Source organism: Streptomyces coryli (assembly GCF_011044975.1).
GTDB classification, from domain to species: domain Bacteria; phylum Actinomycetota; class Actinomycetes; order Streptomycetales; family Streptomycetaceae; genus Streptomyces; species Streptomyces coryli.
Window position 1 is genome coordinate 16,707 of record NZ_JAAKZV010000080.1, and the last position, 14,369, is coordinate 31,075.

Annotated in this window: 13 protein-coding genes; 6 read left to right on the forward strand and 7 right to left on the reverse strand. The window is 71.8% G+C overall.

Going from position 1 to position 14,369, the window contains the following annotated elements; genetic code table 11:
• The first annotated feature begins 142 nt into the window (after positions 1 to 142).
• The 4 genes from G5C51_RS19170 to G5C51_RS19185 all read left to right on the forward strand — a co-directional run bounded on the left by G5C51_RS19170 (position 143) and on the right by G5C51_RS19185 (position 3,324).
• On the forward strand, positions 143 to 1,381 hold the full coding sequence (locus G5C51_RS19170) for an MFS transporter (protein ID WP_165238965.1): 1,239 nt from the start codon (positions 143 to 145) through the stop codon (positions 1,379 to 1,381).
• Between the two features lie 217 nt (positions 1,382 to 1,598).
• Positions 1,599 to 2,003 (forward strand): hypothetical protein, encoded by a 405-nt coding sequence (locus tag G5C51_RS19175; protein WP_165238967.1) that lies wholly within the window; start codon positions 1,599 to 1,601, stop codon positions 2,001 to 2,003.
• On the forward strand, positions 2,000 to 2,536 hold the full coding sequence (locus G5C51_RS19180; RefSeq protein ID WP_165238969.1) for an OmpA family protein: 537 nt from the start codon (positions 2,000 to 2,002) through the stop codon (positions 2,534 to 2,536). Before G5C51_RS19175 ends, G5C51_RS19180 begins: the two co-directional genes overlap by 4 nt.
• Before the next feature lie 50 nt (positions 2,537 to 2,586).
• Positions 2,587 to 3,324, forward strand: a complete 738-nt coding sequence (locus tag G5C51_RS19185) for an HNH endonuclease (RefSeq protein ID WP_240929768.1) — start codon at positions 2,587 to 2,589, stop codon at positions 3,322 to 3,324.
• 13 nt (positions 3,325 to 3,337) lie between these two features.
• On the opposite strand, the gene xdhC is transcribed toward G5C51_RS19185, so the two are convergent.
• The 7 genes from xdhC to G5C51_RS42555 form a co-directional block, all read right to left on the reverse strand.
• Positions 3,338 to 4,156 (reverse strand): xanthine dehydrogenase accessory protein XdhC, encoded by an 819-nt coding sequence (gene xdhC, locus G5C51_RS19190; RefSeq protein WP_206314042.1) that lies wholly within the window; start codon positions 4,154 to 4,156, stop codon positions 3,338 to 3,340.
• A 1-nt stretch (position 4,157) separates the two neighbouring features.
• Positions 4,158 to 6,548, reverse strand: coding sequence for a xanthine dehydrogenase molybdopterin binding subunit (gene xdhB, locus G5C51_RS19195; RefSeq protein WP_165238973.1), 2,391 nt, complete (start codon positions 6,546 to 6,548; stop codon positions 4,158 to 4,160).
• Entirely contained in the window at positions 6,545 to 8,041 is a 1,497-nt protein-coding gene (locus tag G5C51_RS19200; RefSeq protein ID WP_165238975.1) for a xanthine dehydrogenase small subunit, read from the reverse strand. The genes xdhB and G5C51_RS19200 overlap by 4 nt, the downstream gene beginning before the upstream one ends.
• Before the next feature lie 358 nt (positions 8,042 to 8,399).
• Entirely contained in the window at positions 8,400 to 9,377 is a 978-nt protein-coding gene (locus tag G5C51_RS19205; protein ID WP_165238977.1) for a TolB family protein, read from the reverse strand.
• Entirely contained in the window at positions 9,374 to 10,624 is a 1,251-nt protein-coding gene (locus G5C51_RS19210) for an MFS transporter (RefSeq protein ID WP_165238979.1), read from the reverse strand. Before G5C51_RS19210 ends, G5C51_RS19205 begins: the two co-directional genes overlap by 4 nt.
• A 16-nt stretch (positions 10,625 to 10,640) precedes the next feature.
• Positions 10,641 to 11,528 carry a metallophosphoesterase family protein gene (locus tag G5C51_RS19215; protein ID WP_206314043.1) on the reverse strand — a complete coding sequence of 296 codons (888 nt, stop codon included), beginning with the start codon at positions 11,526 to 11,528 and terminating at the stop codon, positions 10,641 to 10,643.
• 61 nt (positions 11,529 to 11,589) lie between these two features.
• A complete protein-coding gene (locus G5C51_RS42555) occupies positions 11,590 to 12,531 on the reverse strand; it encodes an XRE family transcriptional regulator (RefSeq protein WP_206314044.1) in 942 nt (313 codons plus the stop codon).
• A 533-nt stretch (positions 12,532 to 13,064) separates the two neighbouring features.
• On the opposite strand from G5C51_RS42555, the gene G5C51_RS19220 reads away from it, so the two are divergent.
• Both G5C51_RS19220 and G5C51_RS19225 read left to right on the forward strand, forming a co-directional pair.
• On the forward strand, positions 13,065 to 13,304 hold the full coding sequence (locus G5C51_RS19220) for a hypothetical protein (RefSeq protein ID WP_165238982.1): 240 nt from the start codon (positions 13,065 to 13,067) through the stop codon (positions 13,302 to 13,304).
• 85 nt (positions 13,305 to 13,389) lie between these two features.
• Entirely contained in the window at positions 13,390 to 14,196 is an 807-nt protein-coding gene (locus G5C51_RS19225; RefSeq protein ID WP_165238984.1) for an HlyD family efflux transporter periplasmic adaptor subunit, read from the forward strand.
• Positions 14,197 to 14,369: the final 173 nt, after the last annotated feature.

Below are 14,369 nucleotides of genomic sequence, written 5' to 3' on the forward strand. Positions count from 1 at the left end.
CCGGCCCCGTGGCCGAGGGACCGGCCGCCTGGTACCTTCGGTCTCATGTTCCTCTCCCGTGCGTAGACAGCGCCTCGGCCGCGCCTGACCGGCGACCGGCCGTCAACAGGCCCTGTCCGCATGCGCTTTGAGGAGCAACCCCATGTCTTCGCCCGTAGGGGCGCCGTCGTACCGTGCCGTGCTGCGCACGCCGCACGCCGCCCGCACCTTCCTTACGTCCCTGACCGGCCGGCTGTCGTACGGCACGGTCTTCCTCTCCCTCATGCTCGCGATCACCGCGGGCACCGGTTCGTATGCCGTCGCCGGCGGCGTCATCGCCGTGTTCGGCCTGACGGTGTCGCTGCTCGCGCCCGTACGGGCCGGTCTGATCGACCGCTACGGGCCGCGCCGCGCGCTGCCGCCGATGAGCGTCGCCTACGCGGCTGCCCTCACCGCTTTGGCGGCCGCCGTCGAGATGCCGGGGGGCGCCCCGGTGTCGCTGCTCGTTGCGCTGGGTGCCGGCGCCGGGATGTGCGCGCCGCCGCTCGGTCCTGTGATGCGCTCGGTATGGAGCGATCTGGTGCCGGAACCGGCGCTGCGGCAGCGGGCGTTCAGCCTCGACACGATCAGCGAGGAGCTGCTGTACGTCACCGGGCCGCTGCTCGCGGGGCTGGTTGCCTCGCTCGCGCATCCCGCGCTGGGCGTGATCGGCAGCGCGGGGCTGGTACTCGCCGGGACGCTGGCGTTCGTCGCGTCACCGCCGGTGCGGGCGGTGGCCCCGGCCCCCGCCCCGACCACGGCCTCGGTTCATAAGGGCCGGCGACGCAGCGCCGGCGCCATCCCCCTGCAACCCGTCGCCGCGGCGGCCGGTCTCGGCCTAGCCCTCGGCTCACTGGCGCTCCTGCTGGTGATGTTCGCCGACAGCCGCCACCAACTGACCGCGGTGGCCTGGCTGGAGGCGGCGCTCGCCGTGGGCAGCACCGTCGGAGGCCTGCTCTACGGCGCACGGTCCTGGCGACGCCCGGCGCACGTCCGGCTACCTCTGCTGACGTCGGCGCTGGCACTCGCACTGGCCGCGACGGGCTCATCGCCCGGCCTGCTGATGCTCGCCGCCTGGACGATGCTGGCAGGCCTGTTCGTCGCCCCGGCACTCACCACCGCGTACCTCCTGGCAGAGGAATCGACCACCCCCGACAGCCGCACCCGCGCCGGCACCTGGGTCAACACCGCCTTCAACCTGGGCAGCTCACTCGGCTACGCAGGCACCGGCCTACTCGACGGCCACCTCCCACTCGCCGCCTGCTTCGCGGTGGCGGCAGTGCCACTGCTGGCCTCGACGGCCTTTGCCCAGGGGAAGCGGAAGGGTTGCAGTGACACCGGACTTCACTCTACTCTTTGCTGACGCGAACCCGGAAAGGACGCCGAACCCCATGCCTCGACGACGACCCACCGCTCTTGCAGCTGCGACCCTCGCCGCGCTCACGCTGACCACTGCCGCCTGCAGCAGCGGTGACGGATCCGATGGCCTTGGCGGACTCGGAAATGGCGACAGCAAATCCTCGGCGGATAAGGGAGCCGAGGCCGCGGCGGCCACGCCTGGCGGCCCGGAGGCGACTCAGGTGCCCTCGGACGCCAAGCCGATCGCTACGACCGAGGCGGAGGCCGGGATCATCGGGTACATCTATTCCGTGGTGCGGGACGGCAAGTTCGTCACCGTCACCGCGGCGGTCGAGAACACCACCAATGCGCCGTATATGCCGTCCGCGTGGAATGACCGCATGGACCGTACCAAGCCCTACACGCTGCTCGGCTCGTATCTCATCGACAAGCAGAACGCACTGCGCTACCCGGTGCTGCGCGATACGGACAACAACTGTGTGTGCACCGTGCCGTTCGGGCCGATGGACCCGAAGGAGAAGCGCAGCATCTTTCTGACGTTCAAGGCGCCGGAGTCGGACCGGGTCGACGTGCAGATCGGCAAGATGGCCGCCAAGCCCGTCACCATCACCAAGGCGGGCTCGTGAACGCCCGGCGCGGAGTCGGTGCGGGGCTCGCCTTCTGTGCGCTCGCCGGGGTGCTGGGCGCGGCGTCGCCGGGCCCGCCCGTGGACGAGCGGCCGCTGAAGCTGATCGGCGACCCGATCCCCATCGAGATGTCCGAGACCAGCCTCGACGGCCGCGAGCAGACCGACGACAGCCCCGAGGAGATCGTGTACGGACTCGAGGCCAGCGTCCTGTTCGCGAAGGACAGCGCGGCTCTCACGCCGGATGCCCGCGCCACCCTCAAGCAGTTGGCACAGAAGATCGGCCGGGCGAACCCCACCCGCCCGATCACCGTAGCCGGCTACACCGACAACCTCGGCACCGCCGCCCACGGCCTCACCTTGTCCAAGCGCCGCGCCACCACCGTAGCCAAGGCCCTCGAAGCAGCCCCGGCCCTCTCCGACGCCACCTTCCGCACCAAGGGTTACGGCGAGGCCCACCCCATCGCGTCCAACAAGACCGAATCGGGCCGCGAGAAGAACCGCCGGGTCGCGGTGACGGTGCCCAAGTCCTGAGCGGCTATGGCGTGGCCAGGGCTTGAATCTCGATGCCCGCCCGTGATCGCATGCCGGACATGCTCGAGTTCCTGGACCCATCGACGGAGGGGTTCATCCCCGGCCGCCGCTCCAACCGACTCCGCAAGGGCGAGAAGGTACTGGGCGAATTCGACTGCGTCATACCCACCTGCACCCGCAAGGGCTCCACGCTGTACGAGGGAATGTGCAAGCGGTGCCGGGCCGAACAGACCGGCCAGCACGTTGCCGGTACGAAACGGGAGGCGCTCGGTTCCGTACCGGCTGCGATAACGGAGGCGGCCCGCGCCGAGTTGTGCGTGTACTGCGGCACGCGGGCGACCGGCGCGGATCACCTGGAGCCGATCTCGTCAGGTGGGACGCATGCGCCGGAGAACCTGGTCCCGGCCTGCTGGGACTGCAACGCGGCCCGCGGCAGCCTCGACCTGACGGCCTGGAAACGGGACGAGGTGCTGCGGGCCATGCGGGTCAGTGAGCGCGTCCGTGCGCGGGTCTGGGACGAAGCCCACCACCGTTCCCAGGAACGCCACGAGGAACGGATCAAGGCCCACCGCGCCTACCTGGAGCGGCGGGCGCCTGCCGACCGCGCGGCCATCGACCGCGCCCGTCTCCGGGAGCAGTTGTCACATGCCCGGCGCGGGCGTGCGCTCGTCCGGCTTCTGCACCTCGCCCGCCGTGAAGGCTATGACGACGTCCTCGACATCGTCCTCGAAGAACTCACCGCACCCGACAGCCCCGACCTGCCCGAGGGCGTCGACGCGGAGGATTGAAGGGGGAAGGCGCTCAGCGCCTCTCGGTGCCGGCCGCTTCGAAGCTCCGCAGCAAGTCCGCCGCCACGCTCACCGCGATCGTCGCCGGTTCCTTGCCCGTGATCTCCGGCAGGCCGATCGGGGTCTTGATGCGGTCGATCGTCGCGTCGTCGTGGCCGCCCTCCGTGGAGAGGCGTTTGCGGAAGCGGGTCCACTTGGCGGCGGAGCCGATCAGGCCGATGGAGCCCAGGCCGTCCGTACGCAGAGCGGCGTCGCACAAAGCGGCGTCCTCGGCGTGGTCGTGGGTCATGATCAGGACGTGGGTGCCGGGGGCCAGGTCCTCCAGGACCTCTTCCGGGAGCAGCTTCGTGCGGTGCACATGCACCGACGCCACCGCGTCGCCGAGCACCGACAGCCGCTCGTCCGTGAGCATGTCGGGGCGGGTGTCGATGAGGTGGAGGTCGAGTTCGTGGCGGGCCAGGATGCGGGCCAGTTCGAGGCCTACGTGGCCGACGCCGAAGACCGCCACCGCCGGGACGACCCGCAGCGGCTCCAGCAGCACGGTCACCGCGCCGCCGCAGCACTGCACGCCGTGCTGGTTGGTGACCTTGTCGTTGAGCGCGAACTCCATCAGCTCCGGCTCCGCGTCCGGCGCGCCGATCAGCTCGCGGGCCCGGTCTATCGCGACGGCCTCGATGTTGCCGCCGCCGATCGAGCCCCAGGCCTCGGTCGCGCCCACCACGAGCTTGGCGCCGGCCTTGCGGGGCGCGTGGCCGCGCACGGCCGCGACGGTCACGAGCACGCCGGTCTCCCGGCGAGCCCGCAACCGCGCGACCGCGGCTACCCACGTCATGTCAGGCATGGCTCAATGCGCTTGCGTCGGCGGGCAGTTCCGCACCGCCCGTGGACTTGGCCGCACCGCGCGCGGACTCCACCGCCCAGTACACCGCCTCCGGCGTCGCCGGCGAGGCGAGGTCCACGCTGGTCCCGGCGGGGCCGAACTCCGCGGCGGCCTGCCGCAGCGCCTCCCGTACCGAGAACGCCAGCATCAGCGGCGGCTCGCCGACCGCCTTGGAGCCGTAGACCGCGCCCTCTTCGGTGGCGTTCTCGAGCAGCGTGACGTTGAACTCCTCGGGCATCTCCGAGAAGCTCGGCAGCTTGTACGTGCTCGCCGCCTGGGTCTGCAGCCGGCCGCGGTTCGGCCCGTCGCTGGTGTCCCAGCGCAGGTCCTCCAGCGTCAGCCAGCCCGCGCCCTGCACGAAGCCACCCTCGACCTGACCGATGTCGATCATCGGGGAGAGGCTGTCGCCGACGTCGTGCACGATGTCGACCCGGCGGATGCGGTACGCGCCGGTGAAACCGTCCACCTCGACCTCGGTCGCGGCGGAGCCGTAGGCGAAGTACTTGAACGGCGAGCCGCGGAAGGACTTCGCGTCCCAGTGCAGGCCCTCGGTGCGGTAGTAGCCCGCCGCCGACAGCTGGACCCGCTGGAAGTACGCGGTGCGCACCAGGTCGTCCCAGGCCAGCTCCTTGTCGCTGCCGAGGGAGCGCGCGACGCCCTCGACGATGCGCACGTCCGCGGCGCTCGACCCCAGCTGCGAAGCGGCCACCTGCAGCAGCCGCTCGCGCAGCTGCTCGCAGGCGTTCTTGATCGCGCCGCCGTTGAGGTCGGCGCCGGAACTGGCCGCCGTCGCCGAGGTGTTGGGCACCTTGTCCGTACGGGTCGGGGCGAGACGCACCTTCTCCAGCGGGATGCCGAGGGTGGTCGCGGCCACCTGCAGCATCTTGGTGTGCAGGCCCTGGCCCATCTCCGTACCGCCGTGGTTGATCAGGACGGAGCCGTCCTTGTAGATCAGCACCAGCGCGCCGCCCTGGTTGAAGGCGGTGAGGTTGAAGGAGATGCCGAACTTGATGCCGGTGATCGCGAGCCCGCGCTTGGTGTTCGGGTGCGCGGCGTTGAAGGCCGCGATCTCGCGCTTGCGCTCGGCGATGTTCGCGTTCTCCTCCACCTGCTGCCAGGTGACGGCGATGCGCTCGGGGTGGTTGACCGGCTGCCCGTACGGCGTGGTCTGGCCCTGGCCCGGGGTGTAGAAGTTGCGCTTGCGCAGCTCTCCGGCGTCCAGGCCCAGCTTCGGCGCGACCCGGCCGAGGATGTCCTCGATCACCAGCATGCCCTGGGGGCCGCCGAAGCCGCGGAAGGCCGTGTTCGAGACCGTGTTGGTCTTGGCGATACGGCCCGCGACGCGGGCGTTGGGGATCCAGTACGTGTTGTCGATGTGGCACAGCGCGCGGGCCAGCACCGGCTCGGACAGGTCCAGGCTCCAGCCGCCGTCGGCGGTCAGCGTGGCGTCGAGGGCCTGGATGCGGCCCTCGGCGTCGAAGCCGATCTTCCACGAGGAGTGGAAGCCGTGCCGCTTGCCGGACATGGTCAGGTCCTGGGTCCTGTTGAGCCGGAAGCGCACCGGACGCCCGGTCAGCTTGGCGCCGAGCGCGGCGACGGCCGCGAAGCCGTGCGGCTGCATCTCCTTGCCGCCGAAGCCACCGCCCATGCGCAGGCACTGCACCGTGACCTCGTGGCTCGGGATGCCGAGCACGTGGCCGATGATCTCCTGCGTCTCGGACGGGTGCTGGGTGCTGCTCTGGACGAAGATCTGGCCGTTCTCGTCGACCTGCGCCAGCGCCGCGTGCGTCTCCAGGTAGAAGTGCTCCTGGCCGGCGAAGGTGAACTCGCCCTCGAAGACGTGCTCGGACTCCGCGAAGCCCGCGTCGACGTCGCCGGTGACCATGTTCGGCCGGGCGCCGTGGAAGCTCTCGGCCTCGATGGCCTCCGCAACCGTGACGATGGCGGGCAGCTCGTCGAGCTCCACCTCGACGGCGGCGGCGCCGAGCCGGGCCGCCTCCAGGGTCTCGCCGAGCACCCAGGCGACGGCATGCCCGTAGAACATGACCTCGTCGGGGAAGAGCGGCTCGTCGTGCTTCATGCCGGCGTCGTTGAGCCCTGGCACGTCGGCGCCGGTCAGGACGCGGACGACGCCGGGGACGTCGAGGGCCGGCTTGGTGTCGATCTTGGTGATGCGGCCGTGGGCCTTCATCACCTGCACCGGGTAGGCGTGCAGCACATCCTTGGTGCGCTGCACCAGGTCGTCGGTGTAGAGCGCGTGCCCGGTGACGTGCAGGCTGGCGCTCTCGTGCGGCAGCGGCACGCCGACGACGGGCTTTTCGGGACGCTCGGACAGATGGCTCATGACGGCACCGCCTCGGTGGTCTGCGCGTACAGCTTGAGCAGGCTCTGGCCGAGCATCGCGGAGCGGTACTCGGAACTGGCCCGGTGGTCGTTCATGGGCGTGCCCTGGGCCTTGAGCACCTGGGCCGCGGCCTCGACGTTCTCGGCCGTCCAGGCCTTGCCCTCCAGGGCCTCCTCGACCGCGAGGGCGCGGATCGGGGTGGCGGCCACGCCGCCGAGGCCGATACGGGCCTTGCGGACCACGCCGTCCTCGATGTCGAGCGCGAAGCCGACCGCGACGCTGGAGATGTCGTCGAAGCGCCGCTTGGCGATCTTGTGGAAGGCGGTCACCTGCGACAGCGGCAGCGGGATACGGACCGCGCGGATCAGCTCGTCCGGGCGGCGCACGCTCTGCCGGTAGCCGGTGAAGTACTCGGCGAGGGGCACCTCGCGCTCACCGTCGGCGCCGGCCAGCACCAGCGACGCCTCGAGCGCGAGCAGCACGGGCGGGCTGTCGCCGATCGGCGAGCCGGTGCCGAGGTTGCCGCCGAGGGTGGCGCCGTTGCGGATCAGGCGGGACGCGAACTGCGGGAACAGGTCGGCCAGCAGCGGCACGCTGCCGTCGAGGCGGCGCTCGATCTCGGTGAGGGTCACCGCGGCGCCGATCTCGATGTGGTCGTCGCCGACGCGCAGCTCCCGGAGCTCGGGCAGCCGGTCGATGGCGACCACGAGGTCGTCCCGGCGGGAGCGGATGTTCACCTCGACGCCGTAGTCGGTGCTGCCCGCGACCAGGACCGCGTCGGGGCGCTCGCGCAGCAGCTGGGCGGCCTCGGCCAGGGTGGCCGGGCGGACGAAGGTGCTGTCGCCCTGGGTGTAGGTGGTGGCGACCGGCTCGGGCGCGGCCTGCTCGCGGCGCTGCGCGAGCGGGTCCTCGGCGGTAGGCGCGCCGACGGCGTACGCGGCGTCGCGGATCGGGCGGTAGCCGGTGCAGCGGCACAGGTTGCCGCTGAGCGAGTGCAGGTCGAAGCCGTTCGGGCCGTGCTCCGCGTCGGCCTCCGCGGCCGCGTCGGCGTGGCCGTTGGACTCGGCCTTGCTGGACCCGCAGGGCCCGCAGCGGTCCGGCCGGTAGTACTCGGCGGCCATGCTGCAGACGAAGCCGGGCGTGCAGTAGCCGCACTGGGAGCCGCCCCGGACCGCCATCTCCTCCTGCACCGGGTGCAGGGTGGGCGCGGTGCCGTCGGCGCCGGGCGTGGCGAGGCCCTCGGAGGTGATGATCTCCTGGCCGTCGAGCGCCGCGGCGGGCACCAGGCAGGCGTTGACCGCGACCCAGTCGGTGGGCTTGTTCACTCCGGGGCGGGCCACCAGGACGGAACAGGCGCCGCACTCACCCTCGGCGCAGCCCTCCTTCGTGCCGGTCAGACCGCGCTCGCGCAGGAAGTCCAGCGCCGTGGTGTGGGGCGCGGCCGGCGAAATCGGGGTCTCTTTCCCGTTGACCTTGATCTGCGGCGCTACCATGGCAAATCCCCATTTCGGTGCGCAGTCGTTTTGATTACCCTAGTCGCCATTTTTCGGGAGCTTTCTACGTCGGTGGCGCGGCTCGTGGACCGAAGCGCGAAGGATCGCGCGACGGATGCCACAGGCGGTGGCAGAGATCAGGAAGAGGCCGGCCCGGAATCGGGCACGCCGGGAAAAGGGCTGCTCAGCAGCCCATGCGCTAGGCGCCGTGCGCTACGCGCCCCGGAACCCAGGCTGTCGCGTGAACGAGACGATTGAGGTCGGAGAACATCGACATCCGACTTCGCCTCCTTCGGCAGCTCGCAGGTACGGGTGTGCTCGAAAGTACGTGCCCGCAGGCCCAGCGGTCAACCCCGCCTCATGGCCGCGGCACGGGAGCGGTGGCAGAGGCTCCGTTCAGCAGCTTGGACGGGGTGCCGGTGCCGTCGGCCGGGGTGGTGAAGACCGTGGGGCCCGAGTCGCCCGGGCGGGTGTAGGCGATCGTGTCGTCGTCCAGCCAGGCGGGCTGGTCGTCGATCGAGGCGGTCTCGGCGAGCGGGACGTCGCGGCCGCCGCGGAGCGTCAGGACGTGCAGGCGCCAGCGGTCGCCGGTGCGCTTCTTGTACGCGATGCGGTGGCCGTCCGGGGACAGGGACGGGCATTCGACGTTCTCGCGCAGGGCCGTCAGGGTGCGGCGGGTGAGGTCGCCGCGCATCAGCCAGGTGCGGCCCTTGGAGGCCATCGTGGCGTAGAAGGTGCGGTCGTCGGCGGCGAAGGTGATGCCCCAGTAGTTGACGTCCTCGGCCCGGTACGGCTTGCCGCCGACGTACGGCCGGAAGTCCTCCAGCGAGCCGTAGTGGTCGCCGTCGCGGAGGTCGTAGATACCCGCCGTGGTGGAGAACTGACCCTGAGCGACGTACGAGTCGCCGCTGCGGAAGACCGTCCAGGCGACGAGATGACCCGAGGGCGAGACCCGGGCCCGGCTGGGCTCGCCCCACACGGGCAGCGTGACCTGCGGTTTTCCCGGCCCGCGATAGACCCGGACGTCGGAGGACATCGGTCCCGGCAGGCCGCGCAGGCACACCAGGGTGCCGCCTGCCACAGCCGCCCGCTGGCAGTCCGGCCCCTTCCCCGCGCTACGTCCCGCCCGCTCCCCCGCGCCGCGCGGCACCTGCCGCACCCGCCCGCGGTCGACGTACACGACGGTGCCGGGCCGGTCCGGGCGCAGCGACCAGGCCCCGTCGCTGTCCGCGGCGCGGGCCCGCCACAGCACGTATCCCGTGGTCGCCGCCAGCAGGACGCAGATCAGGGCGATCCCCGTCGCGGTACGGGCCCGGCCCGCCGGCCACGCGGTCACCGGCCCGCTCCCGGGCGGTGCAGCAGCGCGGCCGCGCCGAGCACCCCGGCGAGCGCGACGGCCGCGGCGGTGAAGGTGAGGCCCAGGCCGAGGGCCGCGGCGGCGACGCCGAAGATCAGCGCGCCGCCGGCGCGGGCCAGCGCCTGGGCCGTCTGCACGACGGCCAGTCCCGTGGTCCGCGCCCGCGCCGGGATCGCGGGGGCGACATGCGCCATCAGCACGCCGTCGGTGGCCGCGTAGAAGAGGCCGTGCAGGACGAGCACCACGGCCGCGGCCGTCCAGCCGGCGGGCGCCAGCGCCAGGCATACGTAGCCGAGCAGGAGCAGCAGATGGCCGCCGAGGAAGAGCCGCCAGCGCCCGGCGCGGTCGGCCGCCCGGCCCACCGGCAGGGCCGCCGCCATGAAGACGACCGCGGTGCCGAGCGGCAGCAGCGGCAGGAACTCCTCCGGGAGCTCCATGCGGCGCTGCAGCGCGACGTACAGGAACATGTCGCCGACGGTGACCACCCCGAGCAGCGCGGCAGCCGCGACGACCCGGCGGGTGTCCGCGCCGGCCACGGCGCGAAGACACGTGCGCAGCGTTACGCGCCCGCCGCCGGAGTCGCCCGCCTCCCCCCGCGGCCGCTCCCGTACGAAGAAGACCAGCACCAGCACACCCACGGCGGCGATCAGGAAGCTAACCACGAACACCGCGTCGTAGTCGCTCGGCAGCAGCAGGAGCAGTCCGAAGGCCAGCAGCGGGCCGAGCAGCGCGCCGCACGTGTCCAGCGTGCGGTGCACGCCGAAGGCCCGGCCGAGCCGGTCCGCCGGGGTGGCGAGCGTGATCAGCGCATCGCGCGGGGCCGTGCGCAGGCCCTTGCCCGTACGGTCGGCGGCGAGCAGGAGGCCGATGCCGGTGGTGCCGGCGCCGACGGCGGGGAAGCCGAGCCGGGTCAGCGCGGACAGGCCGTAGCCGACGACGGCGACGGCCTTGCGGCGCCGGAAGCGGTCGGCCGCGTAGCCGCCGCCGAGCCGGAACAGGGCCGTCGCGCCGGTGTACAGGCCGTCCAGGGCGCCGAGTTGGAGGTAGCCGACGCCGAGGCCGTACATCAGGTACATCGGCAGCACGGCCGTGACCATCTCGGCCGACGCGTCGGTGACCAGGCTGACCATGCCGAGCGCGACCACGGTCGGCGGGACGCGGCCGGCCGGTCCCGCCGGCGTGGCGGCACGGGTGGTGTCCGCGGCGCGGGTGTGCGACAGATACATGCGTAGCGGCCGGGGGTCAGCTCTTCGCGTGGCAGTCGCCGGAGACGGAGTCGGTGAAGGTCCGCCCGGCCACCGGCTTGAAAGTGAAGCTGTAGCCGGTGGCGGTCAGCTCGAACTGCCCCACCCCGAAGGTGTTGTTGTTGAAGACCTCGGACGGGCCGGCCGAGTCGTTGCGGTCGGAGTACAGGGACCTGCCGCCCGTGCCGATGACGAACTGCCGCACGCCGTCCGCGCTCTTGGTGCCGTCGGCCAGGGCGGGGGCGAAGCGCTCGTAGCTGTGGTCGTGGCCGGTGACCGCGATGTCGGCCTTGTGGTCGGTCAGCGCCTTGTACAGGGCGGTCAGGTCGCCGTCGTCGCCGTGGTCGCCGCTGGAGAAGCGGGCGTGGTGCCAGTACGCCAGGGTGCACGGCTTGGTGCTGGCCGCGAGGTCGCTGCGCAGCCACTGCTCCTGGGCGCTGCCGGCGCCGGCGGCGACGTTGGAGTTGAGCGCGACGAGGTGCCAGTCGCCGAGGTCGAAGCTGTAGTAGCCCTTGCCGGGCTCGCCGGCCTTGCTGCCGAAGTACTCGAAGTAGCCGTTGGCGTCGTCGCCGTACTCGTGGTTGCCCGGGGTCGGGTGCACGATGTCGTTGAACTTGCCCCAGGTGGGCTCGTACTTGGCTTTGTACTCCTCGATGGTGCCGGACTCGTAGGCGTTGTCGCCCGCCGTGATCACCGCGTCGGGCGCGATGGCGGTGACCACGTCGTCGGTCTGGTTGCAGGCGGAGCCGCAGATGTCGCCGGCCGCCGCGAGGGTGACCGTGGCGCGGGGCCGTGGGGGTGACGGCTCGGACGCGGAGGTGGTCGACGCGGTGACGCCGCCGGCGATCAGCGCGAGGATGGCCACCGCGGACAGGGACGTACGCATACCAGCTCCTGGGGGTGAGGGGGTTGGGGGGACGCAGGAGATTCGGGTGCGGACAGCAGCTTCAGCCGCTCCGGGGTCGGCCAGGAGGCCACTCCCAGAAGATTCCGTGAACGCCCGCCCGACACTTGGCGGGCAGCAGGTGGGCGGTGCGGGAGACGTCGAGCGCGATACGGCGGACCTCCCGCCGCCGCGCCGTGAAGGAGTCGCGGTAGTACTTGAAGCAGGCGGCGGGCGGCGCCGCCTCGTCGAAGTGGATGTGCAGCAGGAACTCGCGCAGCGAGACCCGGGTGCCGCGCTCGTGGAAGACGGCCGGCTCGGTGCCCTCGCCGATGAGCACGTCGTACTCGACGATCGCCGTCTCATTGCGGGCCAGCCGCCGTCCGAAGAGCACCTCGAAGACGACGCAGCCGCGCTCGCGGTCGAACCGCACGCTGCCGAGGCGCCCGCAGCGCACGGTCAGCTCGACCGGGGTGTTCCCCTCGTCCAGCTGGTGCACCGCCAGCAGCCGGTCGGCGCCGTCGCGCAGCGCGCGGACCACCTGGGTGACCGCGCTGCGGCGGATGTGGCGGCGGGCGTCGAGGTGGATGGACTGGTGGATGGTGAGCGAGTGGACGCCGTCGTTGAGCTGCTCGAACTCGTCGCCGAGCAGCTGCTCGACCGCGGAGCCCGGCCCGTACAGGCGGTGCACCGAATGCGGTCCCGGCGGGCCTACGGCGGAGCGGCCGCGCGGCCGGTTCGGCTGCAGCAGGGAGCTCAGCGCGCCCGGCGGCAGGTGCAGGATCTCCTCCAGCTCCCGCACCGCCCGCAGGGAGCGCGGCCGCTCCGGCTGGCTGCGGCCGCGCTGCCAGTGGCTGAGGGTGGCCGGGCTGAGCCGGACGCCGCGCAGGGCGAGGTGGTGGCAGATGCGGTCCAGCGACAGCTGCCGCCGCTCGACCGCCTCGCGGAGGGCGGCGGCGAAGGAGGCGGTGGCTGTGGGGAGGTGGCCGTTCGCTGTCGTCGTCATGGCACCCGCCACTGTGCCGTTGACATGCACCGGCCACAAGAGTCGGACGCCGCCTCGCCGTTCACACAGTCGCCGCTAACTGTCAACGGCGGCGGCCGGGCAGGTAACTGAATTCAATTCAGTAACGTCGAATTCCGCACAGGCGTTTGAGCGGAACGGGGCGTTCAGCAAATCTGCACATTGTGATCGCGAGGTGTACGGAAAGGGAGCGCGACTCCCGCCGCTATGTCGGATACGCCGGGAGCGGATCGGCGCCCATCATCGCTGCGTGACAAGGGCGTTCACGCAGGGCAGTCGCCATCTGTGCACGCTTGTGAAGGATTCGCCACCATCCGGTGATCAACCCTGCACCGGTTGGTGGCAAGCCGTGGAAATGCCCGCCGACCGGGCGTCAACGAGATTGACCGGGTCACCCTTACGCGTGTTTTCATCTTGCGCACCGCGGCAGTTGCGAGAAGGCGTCCGATTCTCGGTCGTCCGCCTGCCGCGGGTAAGAAAACATCCCCCGACACAACAGAAGGGCTGTGCGCTCCATGCGTAACGACCTCGAGACCCGTGAGATCGCCGACACCGAGCTGGACGCCATCTCCGGCGGCGTCATCACCGAAGCCACCACCCTCGGCACCGCGGTCGCCGGCGACGTCACCAACACGGTGAACGGCCTCCAGACCGTGCAGGCCGTCAAGGGCGTCGCCTCCTCGACCGTGGGCGGCCTCGCCGGTGCCACCGGTCTCGACCAGGACGCCGCGACCATCTCCGGTCTCGCCGGCTGAGCATGATCTGGCACATGAACCCCGGATACTCCCCTGTTCCGGGGTTCATGGCTGTCCGACCCGACGCAGTCGAAGGAATCGTTCCGTGCAGTTCCGGCAGAAGGCGCTTTCCAGGCTGCAGTCGCCAGAAGAACTCGATCTCCCCGTGCGCTTCGCGCGCCCGCAGGGCCGCCTCGTCCTCGGGGTGACGATCGTCGTCATGGCCGTCGCCGCCTACTGGGCCCTGACCGGCTCCGTATCGTCCAAGCTGACCGCGGGCGGCATCCTCACCCGTGCCGAGGGCAGTTACCTGCTGCAGAGCCCCGTCTCCGGGCAGGTCACCCAGGTTCTCGCCCGGGAGGGCCAGGTGCTGCGGGCCGGCGCGCCGCTGCTCAAGGTCCGTACGGAACAGGGCTATCGCGCCGTGCGCGCCGTCGAGGGCGGCCGGGTCACCTCCCTCGTCGCGAAGACCGGCGCGGTCGTGACGACCGGGGCCGATGTCGCGACCGTGGAGCGGATGCGCGACCCCGGCGAGCCGCTGGTCGCGATGGTGTACGTGTCCGGCGGCAGTGGCGCGGGCATCAGCCCCGGCGCGCGGGTGGACCTGACGGTCCAGTCCGCGCCGCAGGAGCAGTACGGCGTGCTGCGCGGCAAGGTCAAGGCCGTCGGGCGGGCGCCGCAGAGCGGGCAGCAGATCGCCGGTTTTCTCGGAAACCCGCAGCTCGCGGCCCAGTTCACCAAGGGGGGCGACCCGGTGCCGGTGCTCGTGGAGCTGGAACGGTCGGCCGCCACGAAGTCCGGCTACCGCTGGTCCTCGGCCGACGGGCCGCCCTTCCGGATCGACTCGCCCACCCCGGTGACCGGCGCTGTCCATCTGACGGCCGAGCGCCCCGTCGATTGGCTGCTTCCGTGAGCACGCACCATCCGCCCGCGCAGGAGCGGCCCGCGCCCGCTTCCTCCAGAACGCATCACCTCCCGCCGCCCGCCGAAGGACGGCGCCGCGCCCCGGAACCGCCGGGCAACGGCCGGGCCGCCCGCCGGCATTCACCCAAGTCCGCGCGCTCCGCCAGGCCCCGCTCCCCCAAG

Excerpts from the sequence above, each read along its gene's own strand:
- G5C51_RS19215 (WP_206314043.1), bottom strand. The coding sequence starts at position 11,528 with ATGCGTACGTCCCTGTCCGCGGTGGCCATCCTCGCGCTGATCGCCGGC.
- G5C51_RS19185 (WP_240929768.1), top strand. The coding sequence starts at position 2,587 with ATGCCGGACATGCTCGAGTTCCTGGACCCATCGACGGAGGGGTTCATC.
- xdhB (WP_165238973.1), bottom strand. The coding sequence starts at position 6,548 with ATGAGCCATCTGTCCGAGCGTCCCGAAAAGCCCGTCGTCGGCGTGCCG.
- xdhC (WP_206314042.1), bottom strand. The coding sequence starts at position 4,156 with ATGACGTGGGTAGCCGCGGTCGCGCGGTTGCGGGCTCGCCGGGAGACC.
- G5C51_RS19170 (WP_165238965.1), top strand. The coding sequence starts at position 143 with ATGTCTTCGCCCGTAGGGGCGCCGTCGTACCGTGCCGTGCTGCGCACG.
- G5C51_RS19220 (WP_165238982.1), top strand. The coding sequence starts at position 13,065 with ATGCGTAACGACCTCGAGACCCGTGAGATCGCCGACACCGAGCTGGAC.
- G5C51_RS19200 (WP_165238975.1), bottom strand. The coding sequence starts at position 8,041 with ATGGTAGCGCCGCAGATCAAGGTCAACGGGAAAGAGACCCCGATTTCG.
- G5C51_RS42555 (WP_206314044.1), bottom strand. The coding sequence starts at position 12,531 with ATGACGACGACAGCGAACGGCCACCTCCCCACAGCCACCGCCTCCTTC.
- G5C51_RS19210 (WP_165238979.1), bottom strand. The coding sequence starts at position 10,624 with ATGTATCTGTCGCACACCCGCGCCGCGGACACCACCCGTGCCGCCACG.